23 protein-coding genes and 1 tRNA gene are annotated in these 23,853 nt (G+C 36.7%); 13 read left to right on the top strand and 11 right to left on the bottom strand.

Features of this window, described 5'->3' with window-relative positions; all coding sequences use genetic code 11:
• Positions 1-10: 10 nt before the first annotated feature.
• The 3 genes from ACTIEI_RS08175 to ACTIEI_RS08185 form a co-directional block, all read right to left on the bottom strand.
• The gene (locus tag ACTIEI_RS08175; protein ID WP_439505803.1) at positions 11-2,110 is read right to left on the bottom strand and encodes an LruC domain-containing protein; all 2,100 of its coding nucleotides are present in this window, start codon (positions 2,108-2,110) and stop codon (positions 11-13) included.
• A 62-nt stretch (positions 2,111-2,172) separates the two neighbouring features.
• The gene (locus ACTIEI_RS08180) at positions 2,173-2,967 is read right to left on the bottom strand and encodes a hypothetical protein (protein ID WP_439505804.1); all 795 of its coding nucleotides are present in this window, start codon (positions 2,965-2,967) and stop codon (positions 2,173-2,175) included.
• A gap of 54 nt (positions 2,968-3,021) precedes the next feature.
• Positions 3,022-3,546, bottom strand: coding sequence for a SixA phosphatase family protein (locus tag ACTIEI_RS08185; RefSeq protein ID WP_439505805.1), 525 nt, complete (start codon positions 3,544-3,546; stop codon positions 3,022-3,024).
• 147 nt (positions 3,547-3,693) lie between these two features.
• Between ACTIEI_RS08185 and glmS the strand changes: the two genes are divergently transcribed.
• Both glmS and ACTIEI_RS08195 read left to right on the top strand, forming a co-directional pair.
• The gene (gene glmS, locus ACTIEI_RS08190) at positions 3,694-5,532 is read left to right on the top strand and encodes a glutamine--fructose-6-phosphate transaminase (isomerizing) (protein WP_439505806.1); all 1,839 of its coding nucleotides are present in this window, start codon (positions 3,694-3,696) and stop codon (positions 5,530-5,532) included.
• Positions 5,533-5,538: 6 nt separating this feature from the next.
• Positions 5,539-7,755, top strand: coding sequence for a DUF4954 family protein (locus ACTIEI_RS08195; RefSeq protein ID WP_439505807.1), 2,217 nt, complete (start codon positions 5,539-5,541; stop codon positions 7,753-7,755).
• A 15-nt stretch (positions 7,756-7,770) separates the two neighbouring features.
• Here ACTIEI_RS08195 and ACTIEI_RS08200 read toward each other — a convergent pair whose 3' ends face one another.
• A complete protein-coding gene (locus ACTIEI_RS08200) occupies positions 7,771-8,346 on the bottom strand; it encodes a porin family protein (RefSeq protein WP_439505808.1) in 576 nt (191 codons plus the stop codon).
• A gap of 86 nt (positions 8,347-8,432) precedes the next feature.
• Between ACTIEI_RS08200 and ACTIEI_RS08205 the strand changes: the two genes are divergently transcribed.
• Positions 8,433-8,708: a TIGR03643 family protein gene (locus ACTIEI_RS08205; protein ID WP_439505809.1), complete on the top strand. Its 276-nt coding sequence runs from the start codon at positions 8,433-8,435 to the stop codon at positions 8,706-8,708.
• Here the strand turns inward: ACTIEI_RS08205 and ACTIEI_RS08210 are convergent.
• The gene (locus tag ACTIEI_RS08210) at positions 8,705-9,958 is read right to left on the bottom strand and encodes a metallophosphoesterase (protein WP_439505810.1); all 1,254 of its coding nucleotides are present in this window, start codon (positions 9,956-9,958) and stop codon (positions 8,705-8,707) included. The genes ACTIEI_RS08205 and ACTIEI_RS08210 overlap by 4 nt on opposite strands.
• A 114-nt stretch (positions 9,959-10,072) precedes the next feature.
• Between ACTIEI_RS08210 and ACTIEI_RS08215 the strand changes: the two genes are divergently transcribed.
• From ACTIEI_RS08215 to ACTIEI_RS08240, 6 genes are read left to right on the top strand one after another with little or no spacing between them, the layout of a single operon-like run.
• On the top strand, positions 10,073-10,873 hold the full coding sequence (locus ACTIEI_RS08215) for a ParA family protein (protein WP_439505811.1): 801 nt from the start codon (positions 10,073-10,075) through the stop codon (positions 10,871-10,873).
• A gap of 3 nt (positions 10,874-10,876) precedes the next feature.
• Positions 10,877-11,800: a ParB/RepB/Spo0J family partition protein gene (locus ACTIEI_RS08220; protein WP_439505812.1), complete on the top strand. Its 924-nt coding sequence runs from the start codon at positions 10,877-10,879 to the stop codon at positions 11,798-11,800.
• Positions 11,801-11,807: 7 nt separating this feature from the next.
• On the top strand, positions 11,808-12,467 hold the full coding sequence (locus ACTIEI_RS08225; RefSeq protein WP_439505813.1) for a DUF5683 domain-containing protein: 660 nt from the start codon (positions 11,808-11,810) through the stop codon (positions 12,465-12,467).
• A gap of 10 nt (positions 12,468-12,477) precedes the next feature.
• Complete coding sequence (gene dapB / locus ACTIEI_RS08230; RefSeq protein ID WP_439505814.1) at positions 12,478-13,200, top strand: 4-hydroxy-tetrahydrodipicolinate reductase; 723 nt, start codon at positions 12,478-12,480, stop codon at positions 13,198-13,200.
• 19 nt (positions 13,201-13,219) lie between these two features.
• The gene (locus ACTIEI_RS08235; RefSeq protein WP_439505815.1) at positions 13,220-13,630 is read left to right on the top strand and encodes an RrF2 family transcriptional regulator; all 411 of its coding nucleotides are present in this window, start codon (positions 13,220-13,222) and stop codon (positions 13,628-13,630) included.
• Between the two features lie 22 nt (positions 13,631-13,652).
• On the top strand, positions 13,653-14,381 hold the full coding sequence (locus ACTIEI_RS08240) for a DUF3575 domain-containing protein (RefSeq protein WP_439505816.1): 729 nt from the start codon (positions 13,653-13,655) through the stop codon (positions 14,379-14,381).
• 2 nt (positions 14,382-14,383) lie between these two features.
• On the opposite strand, the gene ACTIEI_RS08245 is transcribed toward ACTIEI_RS08240, so the two are convergent.
• Positions 14,384-15,334, bottom strand: coding sequence for an NAD-dependent epimerase/dehydratase family protein (locus ACTIEI_RS08245; RefSeq protein ID WP_439505817.1), 951 nt, complete (start codon positions 15,332-15,334; stop codon positions 14,384-14,386).
• 87 nt (positions 15,335-15,421) lie between these two features.
• Between ACTIEI_RS08245 and kdsA the strand changes: the two genes are divergently transcribed.
• Positions 15,422-16,252, top strand: coding sequence for a 3-deoxy-8-phosphooctulonate synthase (gene kdsA / locus ACTIEI_RS08250; RefSeq protein ID WP_439505818.1), 831 nt, complete (start codon positions 15,422-15,424; stop codon positions 16,250-16,252).
• Between the two features lie 5 nt (positions 16,253-16,257).
• Positions 16,258-16,917: a DUF4197 domain-containing protein gene (locus tag ACTIEI_RS08255; protein WP_439505819.1), complete on the top strand. Its 660-nt coding sequence runs from the start codon at positions 16,258-16,260 to the stop codon at positions 16,915-16,917.
• On the opposite strand, the gene ACTIEI_RS08260 is transcribed toward ACTIEI_RS08255, so the two are convergent.
• The 4 genes from ACTIEI_RS08260 to ACTIEI_RS08275 all read right to left on the bottom strand — a co-directional run bounded on the left by ACTIEI_RS08260 (position 16,914) and on the right by ACTIEI_RS08275 (position 21,697).
• Entirely contained in the window at positions 16,914-18,359 is a 1,446-nt protein-coding gene (locus tag ACTIEI_RS08260) for a PAS domain S-box protein (protein ID WP_439505820.1), read from the bottom strand. The genes ACTIEI_RS08255 and ACTIEI_RS08260 overlap by 4 nt on opposite strands.
• A 211-nt stretch (positions 18,360-18,570) precedes the next feature.
• Entirely contained in the window at positions 18,571-19,980 is a 1,410-nt protein-coding gene (gene lpdA / locus ACTIEI_RS08265) for a dihydrolipoyl dehydrogenase (RefSeq protein WP_439505821.1), read from the bottom strand.
• A 59-nt stretch (positions 19,981-20,039) separates the two neighbouring features.
• On the bottom strand, positions 20,040-20,861 hold the full coding sequence (locus ACTIEI_RS08270; RefSeq protein ID WP_439505822.1) for an SAM hydrolase/SAM-dependent halogenase family protein: 822 nt from the start codon (positions 20,859-20,861) through the stop codon (positions 20,040-20,042).
• Positions 20,862-20,890: 29 nt separating this feature from the next.
• A complete protein-coding gene (locus tag ACTIEI_RS08275; protein WP_439505823.1) occupies positions 20,891-21,697 on the bottom strand; it encodes an SDR family oxidoreductase in 807 nt (268 codons plus the stop codon).
• 149 nt (positions 21,698-21,846) lie between these two features.
• Between ACTIEI_RS08275 and ACTIEI_RS08280 the strand changes: the two genes are divergently transcribed.
• Positions 21,847-21,919 (top strand) — tRNA-Lys (locus ACTIEI_RS08280).
• A gap of 205 nt (positions 21,920-22,124) precedes the next feature.
• Positions 22,125-23,192 (top strand): hypothetical protein, encoded by a 1,068-nt coding sequence (locus ACTIEI_RS08285; RefSeq protein ID WP_439505824.1) that lies wholly within the window; start codon positions 22,125-22,127, stop codon positions 23,190-23,192.
• 7 nt (positions 23,193-23,199) lie between these two features.
• Here ACTIEI_RS08285 and ACTIEI_RS08290 read toward each other — a convergent pair whose 3' ends face one another.
• A complete protein-coding gene (locus ACTIEI_RS08290; RefSeq protein WP_439505825.1) occupies positions 23,200-23,823 on the bottom strand; it encodes a hypothetical protein in 624 nt (207 codons plus the stop codon).
• Between the last annotated feature and the right edge of the window lie 30 nt (positions 23,824-23,853).

The following is a 23,853-nucleotide window of genomic DNA, read 5'->3' on the forward strand; positions in this document are numbered from 1 at the left end:
GATTGTGTAATTATTTCAGGTAAATTTTATCTGGACTTCTGTAACCAGAACCACTATTAGAATACCAATCTCTATAAGTGGTACCGCCAGATTTGGCCCATTCAAAAAAGCGCAAATAAGCCGTATTAATTGCAGACCCTTCTATAGGATACAAGAAACCATCTGCAAAATGTAAAGCCCATGGGTAATTGTCTTTTGATACATAATACCTATTAGAACTTGGTTTAGAGTCGTCATCTCCTGTTCCAAATAATTTATGATCGGCTAAATCGGTAGGGGCAAAACCAGGTAAATGTACTTCGTGCGTTCTGCGCTGATTACTGATTAAAAATGGATTAGCATTAGCTATATTTAATGTACTTGGTGAAATGGGAGAATTAAACTGAATGAATACAGAAACAGGAGTACCTGTTGCTTTTTCCATATCGGTTCGCGTATTTACAAAGAAAGCCCCATTTGAATATTTTAAAACAGCATAAATATTATCGATTGGAATGATTACTGCCTTACTTTGCCCTGCTTCAGTTCCATTGGCATTTAACTTTGCCAAACCTGTTGCTACATTTTGCCCAGTTGCCGATTTAATTAAGCTTGGAGCAAAAGGAAACTGAACACCAAATGCATTTTGATACGCTGCACCATTAGCAAGGGCTTTGTATTCGGCATTCATTTCAACAATATTATTCTGTGCATTCGAAATCATGGTGTATCGATAAGAGATCACCAAGTCGTTCATATCATAGTCTCCAGCACTTGGGAACAAATCTTCAAAAGCTAATGTTCCCCAATTGTTTTGAGATGGATAATAAGAGGTATATGCTTTTGTAGGATCAGTTGGAAACTGGTCTAATTCATCAATTACTCCATCTCCATCAGCATCTTTCACTACTTCTGCTTCCTCCACATCTTTTGTATCAATTGCAGTAATTGGATTAGATGTAGCATAGATAACCAAGTCATTAAAATCTTGATCACAACCTGATGCATCTCTGCGAATATCTTCAAAACCAATTAAGAAAAACTCTTTGTACTTCAATAACACATTGTGCTTCTTCAAATCATCTTTTGGTTCAGGATTAAGATGTTGATCAGAGAAAAAAGCAGTGGCACCAACAGAAACGTCTTTACCATTCCATGCATTTTGAAACAAAACTAATCCAATAGATGTGCCTGCTGTGAAAGTGCCAATTTTTACTTTATCACCCGATAACATTTCTCCACTACTGCCTTTTAAACTAGCATTTGGGAAAACAAATTTAATTTCTTTAATATCTGCTAGCGTTTTTGGAGGCGTTTTAGTATCATAAGTATAAAATCCTAAAGCATTCCTATATCCTGCCCCTTCGTGAACAAATGTAAGCCATACATCTGCATCTTCTTTTACGTTAATGCTTGTCATCGCATTGGTAGTAATGTATTCCGGATGTAGTTCAGGCACTTTTTTCTGTTCAGGTAAAGAAGCATTAATCGTGTTCAACATATCTAAACTAATCTCGTCTCCTGGAACCTCTAAATTATTGGGTCTGCCATTACTATTATAAGAATTCAAATAAGAGAACTTGGTATCCGTTTTCACTCCATTTATGTCCATGCTTACCATCCCGCCATTTGAAGCACTGGCAGAACGAATAATATTTGCCGCTTCAGCAGGACCACCATTGGATTGCAATACGCCTACTACATTACCAGCATAAGCCGTTGAACCACCAATGGTACAGTTCAATGTATTGTTGTTTACAGTAACTAAAACGTTTTGAATAAGACCTAAGTAATTAGCATCTACCACCACCGTATCCATATAAGCTGGCAAACTGGTCTTAGAAGTAATTAGCCCTTGTGCATTGGTTACTCCTTTAAACAATAAGGATCCTTTAACTCCATTTTGTATACTATAAACTTGCACTGGCACCCCTGTAATTGGCTTATTACGATTAGTCAATGCCGTAATGCTTACCGCAATCTCTTTTGTTGTGGTGTAATTGAACCCGTCAGGTGCTATTTTATTGACTGTTGTAGGCGGATTTACTGGATTGGTTTCAGCTAATTTCTTACAAGAAATAAAACTAAAAGCTGCCAATAATAAGAAAGTCGAACTGATTTTGTTGAACATATGGTTGGAATTGTATTGTATAAAACGGATAACTTTTATTTACAATACAAAGGTACACAGACCTAGCGAATACTCAGCAAATACTCACTCCCCACCTTACCATAATTATCGTTTAAATGAAGGGTAATTAAAGCATTAATTACACGCGGTTCTTTTTGTGAACTATACTTCCGAATTAGCGAAATCTGTTGATTTATCTCACTTAGCGGGGCTATCACTGGTACAAATTCTGCGAGTACATCATTCTTTAAAGCACCATACTCATAGTGCTGATAACAAAATTTTACTTTTTGTCCATTTACAAACTCGTTGGTATCCCCAAACACCGAAGAATTGAAATATATCCCCCTATCCGATGCTGGAATTTTACGAACAACCTCTACTCCGTTTTTAACCCATGATAAATAGAAAAAATTCTGAGAATCCAATTTATAAAATGGAATGATTTTCAAAGGCACTCCTGTAACCAACAAAACACGATAATTAGTTTCGGGTGAGTGAAAATAAGTACGGGGATTATAGCCTTCATATTTTAGCGGCCTTGAAATAATTCTAGACTCACTCTGTATAGAGCTGATTTGATCTTTCACCGTCAATCCCTTACCAGTAGACTTAGGAGTAATTTCTAACCTTCCTTTATTGGGGTGTATCAGCACCAATTTTGAATTGGCATCTTTTAAAACAATTTTATCAGTTGGCTTTAACATATCACCCATTCTAACTCCTCGATTACTTAATGTGTTAATAGCGCCACCCTTTATGTAAATAACATAGTAATTATCTTCTTGCATGAAACTCATGCTCAATAGCATGATGATTAGCCCTAAACTGATTTGCGTTAACTTTCGAAAATTCATTATTCTTTTTTTATTATCTTTTTGAATACTTTAGGTTAGCCAATATACCCTAACTCATCTCATGGTTGCAGTTCCCCCTCTATGAGGTTGACCAAACTGAAAAGCTTCCACTTTTGATTTACTTTCTGTTCCTATTTCAACCTTAAAGATATAATCATAATCATCATCATTCAACTGTTTAACAGGTCGTTGGCCCCCCAATGCTTCAATGGTTTCTAATACCGTATTGGAATGACCTACAATTAAGATTGTTTTGCCTTTTGATTTTTCACGTATTTGTACAGTTAATTCTGCAAGATTTTTGGGATTATATATTTCGATTGGCATTGCAAAATGAGCGGCTGTTTGTTTGGTTCGCTTCGTGTCAGTTGAATAAATCAAAGCGATTTTTACTTTCTTTAAATAATCGGCCAAATCCAATGCGCGTTGCTTCCCCTTTTCACTTAAATCAGGATTGGCTCTGTTTGCTTGTGCTGTGTCTTTTTCAGCATGCCGTACTATCCAGAGGGTAGTATTTTGTGCAACAGCTATACTCCCCCAGAGAATAACTAAAAGGCCGACTATGCTTTTCTTTAACATATATGCAGTTTTCGATTTATTTAATTAAAATTTCCCGCAAAACTCCGCAAAGTAAAATGTAATTCAATTTCTTACCCGCAAGTTCTTGCAAAACAGTGATTTATTCATTAAATATAATTAAACTTGCACCTAAACAAGTCATTTATTATGTGTGGAATTGTTGGTTACACTGGGCCAAGAGCGGCCTATCCTATTGTGTTAAAAGGGCTGAAAAGATTGGAATACCGCGGTTATGATAGTTCTGGGGTTGCTTTGTTGCACAATCATCATATAAACGTTTATAAGAAAAAAGGTAAGGTTGCTGAATTAGAAGAAGCCACCATTGGTCAAGATGTACAAGCGCATATTGGAATTGGTCATACCCGCTGGGCTACGCATGGTGAACCTAGTGATCGAAATGCTCACCCGCATCAATCTCAAAGTGGCGAATTGGCAATGATTCACAATGGCATTATTGAGAACTATACCCAAATTAAAAAAGAATTAGAGTCTAAGGGTTATCATTTTAAAAGTGATACCGATACAGAAGTACTGTTGAATTTTATTGAAGACATCAAGATTAACAACAACTGTACTTTAGAAGAAGCATTGCGCATTGCTTTAAAACGTGTGGTGGGTGCTTACTGCATTTTATTGATTTCTAAAGACGAACCTGATACCATTATTGCTGCACGTAAGGGTAGTCCTTTGGTTATTGGCATTGGTAAAGGCGAACATTTTTTAGCGAGTGATGCCTCTCCTATTATTGAATACACCAAAGAAGTGGTTTACGTAAACGATTATGAGATTGCTATTGTTAAACCCGATGAACTTATTCTAAAAAACTTAGGCAACGAAAAGCAAACGCCTTTCATTACTAAGCTAGACATGGAATTAGCTGCTATTGAAAAAGGTGGCTATGATCATTTCATGCTGAAAGAAATTCACGAACAACCGAATACCATTCACGATTGCTTGAGAGGTCGTTTATTACCGCAGAGTTTGCAAATCATGATGGGTGGCATCGAAAACAATATGGATGCATTTATTAATGCCAACCGTATTATGATTGTTGCTTGCGGAACCAGTTGGCACGCGGGTTTGGTAGCTGAATATTTAATTGAAGAATTTTGCAGAATACCTGTTGAAGTTGAATATGCTTCTGAATTCCGTTACAGAAATCCTGTGATTCATAAAGGCGATGTTATTATTGCCATTTCTCAAAGTGGTGAAACTGCAGATACCTTAGTTGCGCTAGAAAGTGCCAAAGAGAAAGGTGCATTTATTTTTGGTGTTGTAAACGCGGTTGGTAGCAGTATTGCACGTTTAAGCCATGCTGGTGCTTATACCCATAGCGGTCCTGAAATTGGAGTAGCTAGTACAAAAGCGTTCACTGGTCAATTAGCCGTTTTAATGATGATGGCGTTGAAAATTGGTTATGCTAAGGGAACTCTTCCTAAAGATCGTTATGTTCAATTAATGCACGACTTAGAATCAATCCCCGAAAAAATTAAAGAGATTTTAGCAGACACTTCTAATATTGAACGCATAGCAGAAAAATATAAAGACGCTGCTGACTTTTTATTCTTAGGTAGAGGATATAATTTCCCTGTGGCTTTAGAAGGTGCCCTTAAGCTAAAAGAGATTTCTTATATACATGCAGAAGGCTATCCTGCTGCTGAAATGAAACATGGTCCTATTGCATTGGTAGACGAGAATTTACCAGTTGTTTTTGTGGCCACCAAAGATTCTTATTACGAAAAAATAGTGTCGAACGTTCAGGAAATCAAAGCCAGAAAAGGTAAAGTGATTGCTGTTGCTACCGTTGGTGATGAAGTGATTCCTGGTATGGCAGACGATGTAATGTTTGTTCCCGATGCTGATGAAGCAATTGCCCCCCTATTAAGCGTAGTTCCCCTCCAACTACTAAGCTACTATGTTGGTCTTTATAAAGGATTAGATGTAGATAAGCCTAGAAATTTAGCTAAGAGTGTAACTGTAGAATAATAAAATATGGCGCAAAATAATATCACCAAGACCCCCCTTGATGCATTAGGTTACGGATTCATAAAAGACCATCATATTCCAAAGGGTAAGGATGAATATTATCTGCGCAATATGCAGATGAGGAATGGTATTCATTACAGAACCCTTACTGCTTACGAAATTGAGCAATTGGTAAGAAATGGTAATACCACCGATAACTGGAATCATATTCTAGTGTCGGATGCATTTAATCCAAACCTGGTAAAGAATTGTAAATTCCACGGTCTTGTTCGTATTGGAAAGTTAGAGCCCTTATGTTTAGGCTTTAGCGATCTAAAAACGCCTGTGGGCTTATATAATTCTACCATCATCAGTTGCGATTTTGGAGACAATGTGGTAGTGAATAATGTGAATTATCTTTCTCATTATATTATTGGTAGCGAAGCCATTATTACCAACGTAAATGAATTGGTAACTACCAATCATTCTAAATTTGGAAATGGCATTTTAAAAGTAGACGAAAAAGAAGAAGTTAGAATTTGGTTGGAATTGTGCAATGAAAATACGGGTCGTAAAGTATTGCCTTTTGATGGCATGTTGCCTGGAGATGCTTTTTTATGGAGCAGGTTTAGAGACGATAAAATCTTACAAGCAAAGTTGATTGAATTTACCGAAAAGAAATTCAATAACAAGCGGGGCTATTACGGTAAAGTAGGTGATAGAACCGTAATTAAGAATTGTAATATCATCAAAGATGTTTGGGTTGGTTCCGATGCTTATTTTAAAGGAGCCAACAAATTAAAAAACCTTACCGTAAATTCTGGTCCTGAAGGCAGAACGCAAATTGGTGAAGGTTGCGAAATGGTAAATGGAAATATTGGTTATGGCTGCAGAATTTTTTATGGAGTGAAAGCCGTTCGTTTTATTATGGCCGACCATTCGCAACTAAAATATGGTGCTCGATTAATCAACTCTTATTTAGGACAGAACGCTACCATTTCATGTTGTGAAGTATTAAACTCACTCATTTTTCCAGCTCATGAGCAACACCATAATAACTCTTTTTTATGTGCTGCGCTAGTAATGGGTCAAAGTAATATTGCTGCTGGTGCTACTATTGGATCGAACCACAATAGTAGAAGTGCAGATGGTGAAATCATTATGGGGCGTGGCTTTTGGCCTGGATTATGTGTAAGTTTGAAACACAATTCCATCTTTGCTTCTTTTACAATGATTAGCAAAGGAGACTACCCTGCCGAATTAAATATTCCAATTCCCTTTTGTTTAATCAGCAATGATGCTAAGCACGATCAGCTGACTATAATGCCTGCTTATTGGTTTTTATACAATATGTATGCATTGGCCAGAAATGCTTGGAAATACACCCATAGAGATAAACGCTCTGATAAAACGCAAGAACTCGAGTACAATTATTTGGCACCGGATAGCATCAACGAAATTTTTATCGCTTTAGAGAAACTAGAATTATATACAGGTAAAGCTTATTTACGTTCTGAGAAAAAACCAGACAATGATCATGATGAAGCATTATCTGTGGGAAAACTGCTGCTAAAGAGCAACAATAAATTGGTAGATAATTTATTGATTACTGCAGATGATATTGAAAATAGTAAACGTAAAACGGTATTGGTTAAAGTAAGGCAAGCTTATAAAGTTTTTGAAGACGTCTTATTATTTTATGGAGTAAAAGAATTAATTGGTTTTATTAAAACCAATCACCCTGCTGATTTAGCGGAATTGCGCAAACAATTACCTAGTAAGCTTTCCAGAGATAAGTGGATTAATTTAGGTGGTCAGTTAATGCCCGAAACAGACTTAGCCGATCTTCGTAAGAAAATCAATACAGGTAAAATAAAAGGCTGGGACGAGCTCCATGCACAGTATGCAGTAAAGGGCAGTTTATATGCCAATCAAAAATGTATGCATGGCTTGGCTACACTAAAAGAAATTACTGGTCTTCCGCTAAATAAATTAGATGAACACCAATTAAGTTATTTATTCAATAGTGCCATTGCTACAATGGAATGGATTACCAAAGGCATTCATGACTCTAGAGCAAAAGATTACAGCAATCCATTTAGAAAAATGGTCTACGAAAGCTTTGCCGAAATGAATGAGGTAGTGGGTAAATTGGAAGACAATAGTTTCATTAAGGAACAAATAATGGAACTGAAATCTTTCAAGAAAGAAATCAGTTCCTTAAAGAAACAATTGGGGGTTTAGCAATTATCCTTGAGCTTAGAATTTTAATCCTACGCCCAATTGTATTTGTTGATTGGTCCACTTTTGTTGGTCTGAAAAATCATTGATATTCTGCAGTCCAATATTGTATCGGCCATAAACCCGGAGTACTTTTAAATTTACTTGGGCACCCAATACCATTGAGAAGTCTCCAGACTTAAATGCCTGCTGACCATTTTGTAATAAGTTATCATTCTTATTAATCAACACACCAAACTGTGGACCTGCTACAAAACTTAAAAGCCCAATTGGGCTGTAACGCAATAAAACCGGCACCATCAAGTAATCCAGTTTTAAATTAGTAGGTAAGGTTGAATAAATAGCATCAATAGTAGTAGCTCGTTTGGTAGCTGTTTGGCTCCAAATCACTTCGGGTTGTATACCCCAGCGCTTGCTAAAATCTATTTCTGCAAATGCCCCTGCATGGTAGGAAAAATCAAAACCCTGATCAAATGATTGACCTTCAATTTTGTTTAGGTTGGCTCCCGCTTTTACACCTAATCTAAAGCCTTTTTGGGCATTCACTGTTGTTCCAGCTATTAATAAAGCTGCAAATAAAAAAATCGTACGCATAACACTTGGTTTAGTTAAACTATTCAATACTTATGCCATAGACGATTTTATTTGAACCAATGTTACACATGAAATGTTAAAAGAAAATGAATACACTTGAAGAAAAAGACAGAGACCGGATTATTGAAATGGCTTGGGAAGATCGGACCCCATTTGAAGCCATCCAATTTCAGTTTGGATTATCTGAAAAAGAAGTCATCGAATTCATGCGTCTTAATAGCAAAGCGTCTAGCTTTAGAATGTGGCGCAAGCGAATGAATGGGAGAACGACCAAACACCAAAATTTGCGCGAGAAGGGCATCAATCGTTTTAAATGCACCATGCAGCGAGCAATATCTATGAATAAAATTGCAAAGCGTTAAGCTTTTTTGAATTCTATTACCGTAATCTCAGGCATTATGCCTACCCTTCCTGGATAACCAATAAATCCAAAGCCGCGATTAACATATAATTTTTGCTTGCCATCTTCGTATAAACCTGCCCATTGCTTATACATCCATTTTACTGGACTCCATTTAAAATAAGGGTTCTCTAATCCAAACTGCATTCCATGGGTATGTCCTGAAAACATGATATCAATATCTGAATAACTGGTTTTTACTTGTGCATCCCAATGACTTGGATCGTGGCTCAACAACATTTTAAATGGAATTTGCTCCGTTCCTTTTATGGCTTCTTCCATTTTACCATACTTAGGGAATCTTCCTTTTGCGCCCCAGTTTTCTATGCCAAGCACTGCAATTTTTTCTCCGTCTTTTTCGATGATGCGATTTTCATTCATCAAAATATCCCATCCCATTTCTTTTTGTAGGTTGATTAAAGCCGCTAAATTTTCTTGCTTAGCCGCTGTATTGGGCCACTGTACATAGTCTCCATAATCATGGTTACCCAAAGTACTATATACTCCCATTGGTGCTTTAAGCCTTGCAAAAGAAGATTTAAGGGGTAATAGTTCTGTAGCTCGGTCGTTTACTAAATCTCCTGTGAAAAATATGATATCAGGATTTTGCTTTAAAATCAGGTCGATTCCTTTGTTTACCGCATTTACATCCTGCAAGCTACCACTGTGGACATCGCTAATTTGAACCAACTTTAATCCATCAAATGCCTTAGGCAAATTGGCAAATTGCAACTGCATTTTCTTCACCTGGTACTTATATTTATTTCTGAATCCAAAAACCATGGTGCCAAACAACGTAGACCCCAATCCCAATCCAATCCAACTTAAAAATACCGACCTAGACACCATTTGCCCATCGCCTAATATTTGACCGCCAGTGCTTTTGTATACTTTACTGATTGCCCACCACCCTGTTCTTCTGATATCGTCTATTAAAAAAATAGTGGCTGCAATCAATTTAGCAATAAATAGTCCAGCTAAAATGGCAAAAACATAATTCCTGAATAACTTAGATTGTTGTAGTGCGGGTACAAATGGGAATGCCATTAGTGAGAATACGGTTAAAACCGAAACAAGCCAAAAGCCTACATGAATGTACATTCTGACCCGCTCAGACAAGGGCTGGGTCACTGTTTTAACGGCCTGGTAAACGTAAAAATCGAGCAAAACCATGATGGCCGCTATAAAAAACAATGTCCCTGTACTGCGCATATTTTTATATAAAATGTAAAGATAACTACCCTTCCTTAACAGCTAATAGATAATATTGTTTGAGAGCTGTTACCGATGCCGTATTTTTGACAACCGAGAAAAGGAATAGCAATTATGGCAAGAATCATTGGCGTAGCCAATCAGAAAGGTGGAGTAGGTAAAACCACCACTGCAATTAATGTTGCAGCTAGTTTAGCTGTATTAGAATACAAGACCTTGCTGGTAGATGCAGACCCGCAAGCCAACAGCACCACTGGTGTTGGTTTCGATTTGCACAATGTAACGCATAGCTTGTACGATTGTATGGTGAATAATGTAACCGCAAACGATGTTATTCTCAAAAGTGATGTACCCAATTTAGACTTGATTCCTTCACATATTGACTTGGTTGGTGCAGAAATAGAAATGATTAATTACCCCAGCAGAGAAAATGTAATGAAGGGTATTTTAGACGCGGTTAGAGATCGCTACGATTTTATTATTATTGACTGCTCTCCTTCTTTGGGTTTAATTACCGTTAATTCCTTGGTTGCTTCTGATAGTGTGATTGTTCCTGTTCAGTGCGAGTTTTTTGCTTTAGAAGGCTTAGGTAAATTGCTAAACACCATTAAGATTGTTCAAAACAGATTGAATCCTGCTTTGCAAATTGAAGGTATATTAATGACCATGTACGATGGACGTTTACGATTATGTAACCAAGTGGTGAGCGAAGTTAGACGCCATTTTGACGATATGGTTTTTGCTACTATTATCCATAGAAATACCCGTTTAAGCGAAGCCCCTAGTGTTGGAAAGCCTGTTATTTTATACGATGCAGAAAGCAAGGGCTCTGTGAATTACTTGAATCTTTCTAAAGAAATTCTACAGAACAACGGAATGACAAAAATTTCTAACCAAGAAAGAATTATTGAATAATTTATGAGTACTTCAAAACCAAATAAAGACCTTATTGGTAAAGGTTTAAGGTCTTTGTTACAAAATATAGATCAAGACCTAAAAAATACCAGTGGTAATTTAAAGAACGAAATTGTAGAACAAGTTACTACCAGTGCTAGAATTCCTTTAGCTGATATTCAGATCAACCCGAAGAACCCTAGAAGAGATTTTGATGAGCTAGCATTACAAGAACTATCTACTTCAATTAAAATACATGATATTATTCAACCACTTACGGTAAGTAAATTACCCAATGGGAAGTATCAATTAATTGCAGGAGAAAGAAGGTTTCGTGCATCCAAATTAGCAGGTTTAAAAGACGTTCCTGCCTACATAAGACAAGCCAATGATCAACAACTATTGGAATTGGCTTTGCTTGAGAATATTCAACGCGAAAACCTTAATGCGATTGAGATGGCGCTAAGTTTTAAGCGGATGATGGAAGAGTTGAACTACACCCAAGAACAAGTGGCAGAAAGAATGGGTAAAGAAAGAAGTACAGTAACCAATTATATCCGTTTATTAAAACTTCCTCCAGATATACAAGCAGCGGTTAGAAACAATTCAATCAGCATGGGGCATGCAAGAGCATTGGTCAATATTGATACCATCGATAAGCAGCTCTATGTTTTTAAAGAGATTCAGCAAAAGCAATTGAGCGTAAGACAAACAGAGGAATTAGTAAGAAAATTATACAAGGGTGACAAGTCGGCTACAGGGGCTACTAGTATCAAAAGCGACCTCCCTCCAGCATACCAAAAGATACAAGACAACCTTGCTTCCCATTTTGGAACAAAAGTAAATATGACGCATAACAAAAAGGGGTATGGAAGTATCTCTATAGAATATTACTCTTTAGACGAGTTAAATAAGATTTTAGATTTGATGAATATAACGGTTGGTTAACTTTAGCATGCTCAAAAAAATATTGTTTGTTTTTTTGGTGATCCTTTCAGGATCAGTGGGCACATTTGCACAAACAGCTACTGATACTTCTGTAGCTAATGTTCAACCTATGCTGAGCCCCAAAGAACTTGCTAAAATAAAAAAGCAATTAAAAGATTCTAGCTGGTTGGCTACTCATATTCCACAAAAAGCAACTAGAAGGTCCGCATTAATTCCTGGATGGGGGCAAGCTTATAATAGAGAGTATTGGAAGCTTCCCTTGGTTTATGGTGTATTGGCAATACCTGCAGTTACTTATTTTTATAATACTTCATTTTATAAGAAAACCAAATTTGCCTACGAAGCAAGGTTTAAGGAGCAAACGGGCGATAGTTCTGATGTTGCCGCCATAGATCCCGAACTAAGGGGATTGAGCATTGCTTCCCTTCAAAATTATAGAAATGCATTTAGGCGTGACCGCGATTATTCTATTTTGTGGTTTATTTTGGCTTGGGGGCTACAAGTTGTGGATGCAACGGTATTTGGGCATTTACGTCATTTTGATGTGAGCAATAGCTTAAGTATGCAAATTCACCCTCAATTAAATCCAACTACCAGAACGCCTGCACTTACGCTTTCATTTAATATCAAGGAAAAAAGCAAAAAGCCATTGGCAATTGCTCGATAAATTTATACGCATGAAAATAGCATTAATTGGATATGGCAAAATGGGGAAAGCAATTGAAACAGTTGCCTTAGAACAACATCATGAAATTGTTTTAAAAATAGACCTTAACAATGCTACGGATTTTACTGCCGAAAATATTGCATTAGCCGATGTAGCTATTGAATTTACTGGGCCACATAGTGCCGTAGATAATATCCTTAAATGTTTGGAATACGGAATACCAGTCATAAGTGGATCAACTGGTTGGTTAGATCAATGGGATCGGGTTGTTAACTTTTGTAAAGAAAAAAATGGAACCCTTATTTATTCTAGTAATTACAGTATTGGAGTCAATCTATTTTTTGAAGTGAATCAATATTTGGCTCGATTAATGGAGCATTACCCTTCTTATGATGTACTGCTGAAAGAAATACACCATACACAGAAAAAAGACGCTCCCAGTGGTACGGCTATCACACTTGCAGAGCAAGTATTAACGGCCATTAGCAGAAAAAAAAATTGGACCAACGAACCCGTCCCTACTCAATCTAACTTATTAGAAATTATTTCAGAAAGAGTAGACCCAGCACCCGGCACCCACCACGTAAAATATACTTCTGCAATTGACGATATTGAAATTATTCATACAGCACATAATAGAACCGGATTTGCAGGTGGAGCTGTAACAGCTGCTCAATATGCAATCGGTAAAAAAGGCATTTACAATATGAAGCAGGTATTAGGACTTGTTTAAATCATAAAAAAATCATCCGATGCTGTCAAAAAAAACGCAATATGCATTTAAAGCCCTTACCTTTATGGCTGAACAAAAGCAGGTTGGCCCTTTTTTAATAGCCGAGATTGCAGAAAAAAAGAAAATTCCCCTCAAGTTTCTTGAATCTATTTTGTTAGAATTAAAAAAAGCCGGCATTCTCAATAGTAAAAAAGGCAAAGGCGGTGGTTATTATTTTAATATGGAACCATCAGAAATTAGTTTAGCATACGTGATGCGATTGATTGAAGGTCCTATTGCCCTATTGCCCTGTGTGAGTTTGAACTTTTATGAAAAATGTGCAGACTGTAACGAAAAGAAATGTGGACTAAATAAGATCATGGCAAAAGTAAGAGACAAAACATTGAATATCCTTGAAAACCAAACAATAGCAGATTTAGCAAACCAATAAATTAACCAAACAAACAATTACCATGAAAAAATTACTCTTATTGGCAATGTTATTGCCCGTTCTTCAAGCGGATGCACAAAAACTAATTGGTGGAAAAAATATCATTAAATGGAATGTAGGTTCAATGGCTGCAAGAAACCTACATTTTACTTACGAAAGAAGTTTAACCAAAAATATTTCTTTCTCACTGAGCTATAGAACAATGAGTAAGGGCGCATTACCATTTAAAGATCAGTTTCAAGAAGCAATCAATAGCAATGATATTAACTTAGATAATTTTCAAATTGGGAATTCTGCCATAACCCCAGAATTGCGTTTTTATTTAAGCTTAGGGAGAATGAAAGGTTTTTATATTGCTCCTTATGCAAGGTTTGCCACATTTGACTTAGGCGCCCCAATTAAGTTTACTGCTTCAACTAGCCCGTTAGTTGAAAAAGAAGCCCTTTTCAATGGAAAAATTAAAAGTACCAGTGCTGGTTTAATGATTGGTTACCAATTTCAAATTGCAACTAAATTGGTATTTGACTTTCAAATCATTGGTGGGCACTACGGTACTAGTAAAGGAGACTTAAATTTTGCTTCAACTTTAAATTCTTTTGAACAAACAGAATTAAAGAAAAGCCTTGACGATATTGATGCAAAGCCATTCAAATTCACTTCAACTGTTAACGGAAGTGGTGCTCAGATTAAATCAGATGGCCCTTGGGCAGGTATTAGAGCGGTTAATATTGGTATAGGGTTACGCTTTTAAAACTATTTGCCTAGGTTTTCTAACATATCTTTCGTCATTAAAGACAAATCGTATTGGGGCTTCCAGCCCCAATCTTTATTTGCAACACTGTCATCAATACTTTGTGGCCAACTATCGGCAATTTGCTGTCTTGAATCTGGCTTATACGACATGGTGAAATCTGGCATATGTTCCTGAATACTTGCACCAATTTCTTTTGGTGAAAAGCTCATACCCGAAACATTATAAGATGTTCTCACAGAAATTTGATCGGCTGGAGCATCCATCAATTCTAATGTTGCCCGAATAGCATCCGGCATATACATCATGGGCAAATAAGTATCTTCCGATAAAAAGCAAGTGTATTTTTGTTTCTCAATTGCTTCAATATAAATTTCAACTGCATAATCAGTTGTTCCACCACCTGGTGCAGATTTATAACTAATTAACCCCGGATAACGAATGCTTCTTACATCTACCCCGTATCGTTGGTGATAATAATTACACCAGAACTCACCTGCATATTTGCTAATTCCATAAACAGTAGTGGGCTCAATGATTGTTTGTTGAGGACATAGTTGTTTGGGAGAAGTTGGACCAAAAACGGCAATACTGCTTGGCCAATAAATTTTGTGTAATTTTTCTTCTCGGGCAATATCAAGCACATTTAATAATCCTTGCATATTTAGGTGCCAAGCCAAATTAGGATTCTTCTCTCCTGTTGCAGAAAGAATGGCTGCCAACAAATAAATCTGGGTTATATTTTGCCGAATCACTTGCACATGTAACATTTCTTTTTTCATCACATCCATGCTAACATAAGGCCCTGTACCTTTTAACAAAGGGTTTTCTTCCCTCAAGTCGGATGCAATCACATTATTGTTTCCAAATTGTTTTCTTAAAGCAAGTGTTAACTCTACTCCAATTTGTCCGCAAGCTCCTATTACTAATATTTTATCTTTTCTGTTAGGCATGGCAATCAATTGATGAGCAAAGAAACGAAAAAATGAATGACAATTCAGTTACTTTTGTTTTATCTAATCAAGTCCAAATTTTATTATATGTTGCCTACTTTTTTGCAAGAATTATTTAAAAATCAGCAATACAACCCTGAATCTTTTTTTTTGATTGCTGGACCATGCGTAGTTGAATCAGAAGAAATTGTAATGGAAATTGCTGATACTGTAAGTGCTACTTGTAAACAATTGGGCATACCTTATGTGTTTAAAGCAAGCTATAGAAAAGCGAATAGAACCAGTGCTAATTCTTTCACAGGAATTGGTGATGAAAATGGATTGTCATTAATCAAAAAAGTAGGCGAGAAATATGGTCTTCCTACTACTTCCGATATTCATGCACATGAAGAAGCAGCAATGGCTGCACCTTTTATTGATATATTACAAATCCCCGCTTTTTTATGCAGACAAACCGATTTATTAGAAGCTGCTGCAATGACTGGTAAAATTGTTAACGTAAAAAAAGGACAATTCTTAAGCGGCGCTTCAATGAAATTTGCAGTGGAAAAAATTCAGAAAGCAGGCAATCAACAAATTATGTTAACCGAAAGAGGTAATACGTTTGGCTATCAAGATTTAGTGGTAGACTATAGAAATATTCCTATTATGCAATCACATGGAACCCCTGTAGTAATGGATTGCACCCACTCATTGCAACAACCTAATCAAACCAGCGGAGTTACTGGAGGGAACCCTGCCATGATAGGAACCATTGCGAAAGCTGCAATTGCTACAGGAGCATTGGGTTTATTTATTGAAACGCATCCCAATCCTGCAGTTGCAAAAAGTGATGGAGCTAATATGCTGGCATTGAATTTGCTACCTGATTTATTAGCACAATTAGTAAAATTGCGCGAAGCGGTAGTTAAATTATAAAAAACATGAAAAAGACCTTCTTCTTCCTTCTCTTGGTTTTAGGTATTACTCCATTATTCTCACAACTGAATAATGAAATTGCCAATGGATTAAAACAAGCATTAACAATAGGTGCAGAAAAAGGTAGCGCCGCCTTATCACAAACAGATGGATTTTTTAAAAATGCCGCCATCAAAATATTATTACCACCAGAAGCTAAAAAAATTGAATCAACGTTAAGATCCATTGGAATGAATAAACAAGTGGATGACGCAATTTTAAGCATTAACAGGGCTGCAGAAGATGCTTGTAAAACAGCTGCACCCATTTTTGTTTCGGCAATTAAAGAAATGACGGTTACAGATGCTGTAAATATTTTAAAAGGTGCAGATACTGCTGCAACCAGTTACTTAAAAAGAACAACAAGTGGTCCTTTAACTTCTTCCTTTAAGCCAATCATAGAATCGTCTTTACAAAAAACGGATGCAACCAAACATTGGAACACATTGGTTACTACATACAATAAGTTCAGTATAAGAAAATTAAATCCATCGCTTAGCGATTATGTAACTCAAAAAGCATTGGATGGAATTTATACCCAAATAGCTAGTGAAGAAAAAAACATCAGACAAAACCCCGCGGCTAGGGCCACTGATTTATTGAAGAAAGTTTTTGGAAAAAACTAACCCTTAGAAAATATACCGTCTAAATTGTTAGTCTTTTTTACAATACTTCTGATTTGCATGTCTAGCTCGTTCGCACTCTGAATCAAATGGTCAAAAATTTCTTTGTTTTGCACAGAGTTGCTACTATTTAGCACTTCAATAACACCTAGAATATTGGCCAGTGGGCGTCTTACTTCGTGTGATTGTATAAATGCAATATCCCTTAATACTTTATTTTGGGTTTTCATTTTTTCTTGCACAGCTATATCATCTGTGATATCTCTGTTTGTTCCAATTAGTCGAATGGGGATGCCCTCAGCCGATTTTTGAACAATTGCGTGTGCTTCGATGTACCTAATATTCCCATTGGGCATATTGATTCTATATACAACAGAGTCTATTGATTTTTTACCCTCTGCTAATCCTCCTAAGACTTTCTTCATTAACTCCTTATCCTCTGGGTGCAAGGCTTTTTTAAATATTTTTAAGGGAGCAAAGAGGGTGTTCTTAGCAAACCCATATAAATCATACATTTTTTCGTCCCAGAAGGTAGTTCCATCCAAAATATCAACTTCCCAAACACCAATCTGAGCAGAGTCGGTTGCCAATGAAAGCCTTTGCAAAGTTTCTTGTTGTTCCTGCTCAGCATGCTTTCGCTTGGTAATATCATCTTCGTTTGCAATGAACCCGATATGCACATTAGCATCATCAAATAATGGTTTGCATGATATTTCTAACCAAATAGCTTTATCGCGATTATTCTTGATTTGTAATTGTTCTGTAAAAGCCAATTTGTTTTCAAGAGAATATTGAATCCTTTTCAAAATTTTAGGGTCTACTCCGTTTTGTTGTAAGTAAAAAAACAGATTTTTCCCTTTTATTTCCTCAGACTTATAGCCTAGAATTCTGGTGAAACCCGCATTTACCCAAATAATATTTTCTGCTTTATCTGCAATTACAACTGCATTGTTATCATTGTGCGCCACTAATGCCAAACGTGTTATTTCTTCATCAGAATAAATGGAAGACGCCGCATCAGCTACGTAAGCTCGACTGTTTAATAGTTCTGTAGTCTTATTATTATTCAATTCAGTAGTAGTTACATCATGTCCTACAGACATTGTTCCAATTACTTGACCTTGCTCATTTTTAATGGCAGAGATTTCCCAATGCGTCCAAAAAAATTCATCGCCCTCACAAGCTTTTCTTACAGTAATTGAAACAGGTTTTTCAGGATTACGAATACATTCCCTCGCGGCCTCATTGCATGGTTTTATATCTTCGGCATAAACCGTGTCTGCAAAATGGTGATTGGTTAATGTAGTGGATATATGAGAAAATTTTTGCTGAAACAATGGATTTACATACACAAATTTTCCTGTGAGGTCAGTAATGACCACAGAAAAAGTGAATGAATTCAATAATTGCTCTGGAAGCAACTCTTTTACTTTCAACAGACTCATATCGTTTGTAAATTATTGCCGAGTTGAGTAAGAGGGGTCTACTTATTGGCAAAATTATACATCAAGATACCAAGTATTCATCATAAAATAGCTAAAAAACAATAAATACCAACCAGTTGGTAGTACTGGTAGATATATAAAAAAAGTCCCAACTAAAGTATAGCTGGGACTAGTTATTAATTGATTATAACCGCCATTTGAACGGATATCACTAAATATCAATTGCTTCACCATAAGCAGCGGCAGTAGCTTCTTTCAAGCCTTCGCTCATGGTTGGATGCGGGTGTACTGCATTTAAAATTTCATGCGCAGTAGTTTCAAGTTTACGCGCAACAACAGCCTCAGCAATCATTTCGGTAACATTTGTTCCAATCATATGACAACCTAAAAATTCACCATATTTTGCGTCATAAATTACTTTTACAAAACCCTCCGTTGCACCAGCAGCACTTGCTTTACCGCTTGCCATGAATGGGAACTTACCTACTTTAATTTCATAACCAGCTTCTTTAGCTGCCTTTTCTGTATAGCCAACACTAGCTATTTCAGGAATACAATAAGTACAACCAGGAATATTGTTATAATCCATGGCTTCTGGTAAATGATGGAATTTCTTTTCAACGTAACCAATATGTTCAGCTGCATTAATTCCTTCTTTAGCTGCAACGTGTGCCAAAGCTTGTCCAGGTGAACAGTCGCCAATAGCATAAATTCCTGGGACAGATGTTTGTTGGAATTTATCTACAATAATTTTTCCTTTTTCGGTTTTGATGCCGTTTTCCTCTAAGCCAATATTTTCAATATTCGCTACAACACCCACAGCACTTAGCACTACATCTGCCTCTAGCACAATTAGAGAACCATCTTGTTTTTTTACGGTTGCTTTTACACCTGCACCTGATGTATCTAATGATTCCACAGATGCATTGGTCATGATTTCTATGCCTTGCTTTTTATATTGCTTTTCTAGTTCTTTAGAAATATCTTCATCCTCAACAGGAACAATTCTTGGCATAAATTCTACAATGGTTACTTTAGTTCCCATGCTATTGTATACATAAGCAAACTCAACTCCAATTGCACCACTTCCTACTACAATTAAAGATTTTGGTTGCTCTGGTAATACCATTGCTTCACGGTATCCAATTACTTTTTTACCATCTTGTGGAAGATTAGGTAATGCTCGGCTTCTACCACCAGTAGCAATCACTATATGCTTTCCTTCCACAATCTGTTTGCTTCCGTCTGCTGCAGTAACTTCAACCTGGCCTTTGGCTTTAATTTTACCATAGCCCATGATTACGTCAATCTTGTTCTTTTTCATTAGAAATTGAACGCCTTTACTCATTTTATCTGCAACCCCACGGCTTCTTTTAATAACTGCACCAAAATCGTGCTGTACGCCGGTAGCATTGATGCCATAACTGGCACTATGTTTCATGTAGTCGTATACCTGCGCGCTCTTGATTAACGCTTTGGTAGGGATACAACCCCAGTTTAAACAAACTCCACCTAAACTTTCTTTTTCAATGATGGCCACTTTAAATCCTAGCTGAGAAGCACGGATTGCTGCGGGGTATCCACCAGGACCACTTCCCAGAACAATTACATCATACGCCATGGTAACAGTATTAATTAAAATTGATAAATATTGGTTTTGCGGATGCGAAAATACTATGTTTATTCAAAGAATATGCGAATGGTCTGGTAAAACCATTTATTTCCATTAGAAACACCTGATTGTTGCATATGTTCATTGTAGCCTTGAAGCCCAAATAAGCCCGCCATATTGCCATTTCTCAAAGCAATTTCTAGGTATCCGGCCGAATTAAACCAGGCGATTTTACCATGTTCGGCTACTGAGGCATAGTTTCCACTAATCTTGTCAATCACTTCATTTCTTTTAAACATGATTTTAAACCTCCTTCCTTTGCCATGTTCTTCAAAATCCTTTCGGGTAATATTGATCACCACATTTTCAAAATTATCTATAAACAATATTTGTCCTTCAATCCAATTTTCACCAATGGTAGGCTTCAAAGGGTATTTCTCAACCATTTCTTGCGTAACGGTTCCCGCAGCTGTTACCCTTCCCTGTTTAAATATATTACTTACTGCAGCCACTAAGTCGGCTGTAATAGTTAATAAATCTGCATTAGGGGTAATGGGCACCCGGATAATTTGAGCTGGTTTAACACCCGTGATCATAGTAATCAACCCATTGTCTGCGCAAATAATGTTTTGTCCATTCCAATGTGCTATTAAAAAATGATTGGTCTCTGCCTCAAAAACATTTAGAAGAACTAAATGAAAAGTACCTGAGGGATAAAACTTAAAAGCATTCCCGCAGATATATGCTGCAAGCGGTAAATTAGTTTGTGATAAATAATGAGAAATATCTGCAATAGTTAAGTCGGGAATGGCTTGCAAAAACTGACCTTTTATGGCACCAACGATAAAGTCTCGCTGGCCAATATCAGAACTCAAAGTCAGTATAGGCATGGTATATTGCTAACGAAAAAAGCGCTAGATTATTTTACTAACTCTCCGTTTTTGAAGAAAAATTTTCGAACCAATCGATCGGTTAATGAGGGGAAAAATTTATTTAGTAAAACTGTACGTTTGCCTGTAAATGTTAGCACCAATGTTCGCTTTCTTTTTGCAATTGCGTTGGCAATATGCTCCGCACATTCATCTGCTGACATCATTTTATCTTCTGCCATTTTAGATTCTCCATTAGGATTACCCGATTTATCTAAAGCAGCGTTACGAATATTAGAAGTAGTAAATCCGGGACAAACCCACATTACATTGGTACCCGAATCTAATAATTCTGTTCTTAAACTTTCTAACCATCCGTTAACTGCATATTTTGAAGCAGAATAACCACTTCTTCCAGGCAGCCCTCTGTATCCTGCAATAGAAGATACCCCAACAATTGTCCCATTGTTTTTTAATATATAGGGCAATGCTAATTTGGTGCAGTAAACTGTCCCCCAAAAATTAATATCCATTACTTTTCTGATAGCGTCCATTTCAACATCTGCTACCAGAGAGCGCATAGATACTCCTGCATTATTAATTAATATATCAATCGTTCCAAACTGCTTAACCACTAATTGTATGAAATTAACGCAATCTTGTTCTTTACTAACGTCTGCAGTATGAATGAGCAATGGCTTACCTGAATAGGCAGATTGCAACTGGTACAATTTATCATAATTTCTTCCACAAGTAGCTACCTTAGCACCATAAGCCATAAATAAGGACACTAATGCCTTTCCAATTCCTTCTGACCCACCAGTGATTACAACCACTTTATCCTTAAATGCTTCCATGATTAGATTGTTTATTAGATTCAAAATTACATCAAAGAAAAATTTAACACTGAATAAAAATTGTAAAAAAAATCAATAAAAATTTGGCTGTAGTTTTATTTATCTTATTTTTGCAACCCAATTAAAGATAAAGGCAACGAAATCTTTAAGATTCTGTAGCTCAGTTGGTAGAGCAATACACTTTTAATGTATGGGTCCTGGGTTCGAGTCCCAGCGGGATCACAAAGCTCCGAAGCAATTCGGAGCTTTTTTTATGCGATGAACTCAAGTGAGCGGAAGAAATCGTAATGCAAGAGTGAAAGCGAGACAAGCTTGCTTGATTGAGCTTGAACGAATTGCCTTACAAGGAGCGAAGCGAAGCTGACAATCCCAGCGGGAATTTTCCTCAAAATCACAGACCTTTAATAGACAAGAAACAAATGAATGTATGCGAATGACGAGTTCAAAAGTAGGATTGGTTTTTCTACTCATTCTAAGCCTACAGTCATGTACAAAAGAAGTTAATCCACTAAGTGCCTCTTCTGCTTTCAATATCCCAAATTATTTCGTAGACAAAACATGTGAAGATGCAGATTCGATCAAGACACTTTTTTATACTTTGTCAAACCAGTATCATCAACAACGAGAAAAATTAGCATATAGCACTTTAGAAGAAACTTTTAACGCATTTAAGCAGTATCCAAAACAATCTTCATCTACAATTCAAATAACCCCATGGATTATTAAAGCTGGAATAAATGGCACTACCGATGCATTACTTCAAGCCATGTTTATTTATTTAAAAGATGATGACTGCCACTCGTTCGGAGCAGCTTTTGGCAAAGAGACATTTAATAGCGTACAAGTAGAAAATAGCGCAACACTAGGCTTGGTAAAATGGCATACCCCCTCTAAGAAGTTGGGCAAAGCTGGATTTAAAGGGATAATAAAGATACTTAATCCATTAATTGATGGAAAATATGGCGAAAGCAATTATACCCAAATGGGCTATGACTTTACACTTGGCTTCTTTGAAGATCTTGGTGGTACTGCGGGAGCTGAACTTCAGCCAATAGCTTCGCTACCTAAACTTGGCAAAGGCTTACTGTACAAGTATGGCATTCATTATAAAATAGTTACTAACTGGCTAGGGGGTGGATTACAGCTTATTAACAAAACGTATTTGCACAATGGTTATCCCATCACAGCTACCAGAATAATGAAAGGGTTTGGAGAGAAAAAAATTGCTGTAATCGGCAGAAGTATGAATGCGCGTGTTATTCCTTTTGCCACTTATTTGGCAGCAGAATTAGGCGTACCCGCTGTAACATGGACAAGCTACAATCCTTTATTAAGTGATGCACAAAACATTGCCAATAACCAAGCTTGGCTAAAACTATTGAAAGAAGAAGGGTACACCTTTTATGATATAGGATTAGATCCTTTTTACACAGCACAGGGCAACTTTGATGAGGGGCTCTATTATTCTATGGAACTAAATGAAATTTTCAGATGAAACAAGACTAAGGAACCATCCATCTAAAATCCCCAATAACATAATCAAAAAAAGCCCTTCGATGACCTGCATGATGCAACCATAACCAATCAATTGATTCTACCTGAACATCTACAATACCAAAATTTTGTTGTCCAACTTCACTCTCCTCAACTGTAAAATTTTCTTGTTCAACTTTTTCTGCCAATCCACTCGTAGGGATATCAGAAAAACTGGAAGGTGAATTGGTTGTTAAATAAGATCGTCTGCCAGACAAAGCTGTTTTTTGCCAAGCTTCGGCTGTAATTGCACTATCAAAATGCAAGACCGCTTTTCCTTTCACACGTAATTGAATTCGTGCAGCGGAATCATAAAACAATGCACTGATAGAATTATTCAATGCTAACTCGTTCCATTTTCTACTTCTAATATCAGTATGAAAACGCAAGACTTTTTCTATGGGCAAGGCTTTACGCAAAACCATGGTACGCATACTTACTTCTCCATTGCTAATGCTTCCAACACAAGGAGCGTGAAAAGCATCTTTACTTTTAACTGCTCCATTTACCAATCTATTCCAGCAATCTTTTTCTAACTGAGTTAGGTTGAAATAAATATTATTGATTATTATCCCTTCATTCGTATTCATCATACATAACCAACATTATAACTTAATGAATGT

It is taken from the genome of Sediminibacterium sp. (genome assembly GCF_051860225.1).
In the GTDB taxonomy this organism is placed as follows: domain Bacteria; phylum Bacteroidota; class Bacteroidia; order Chitinophagales; family Chitinophagaceae; genus Sediminibacterium.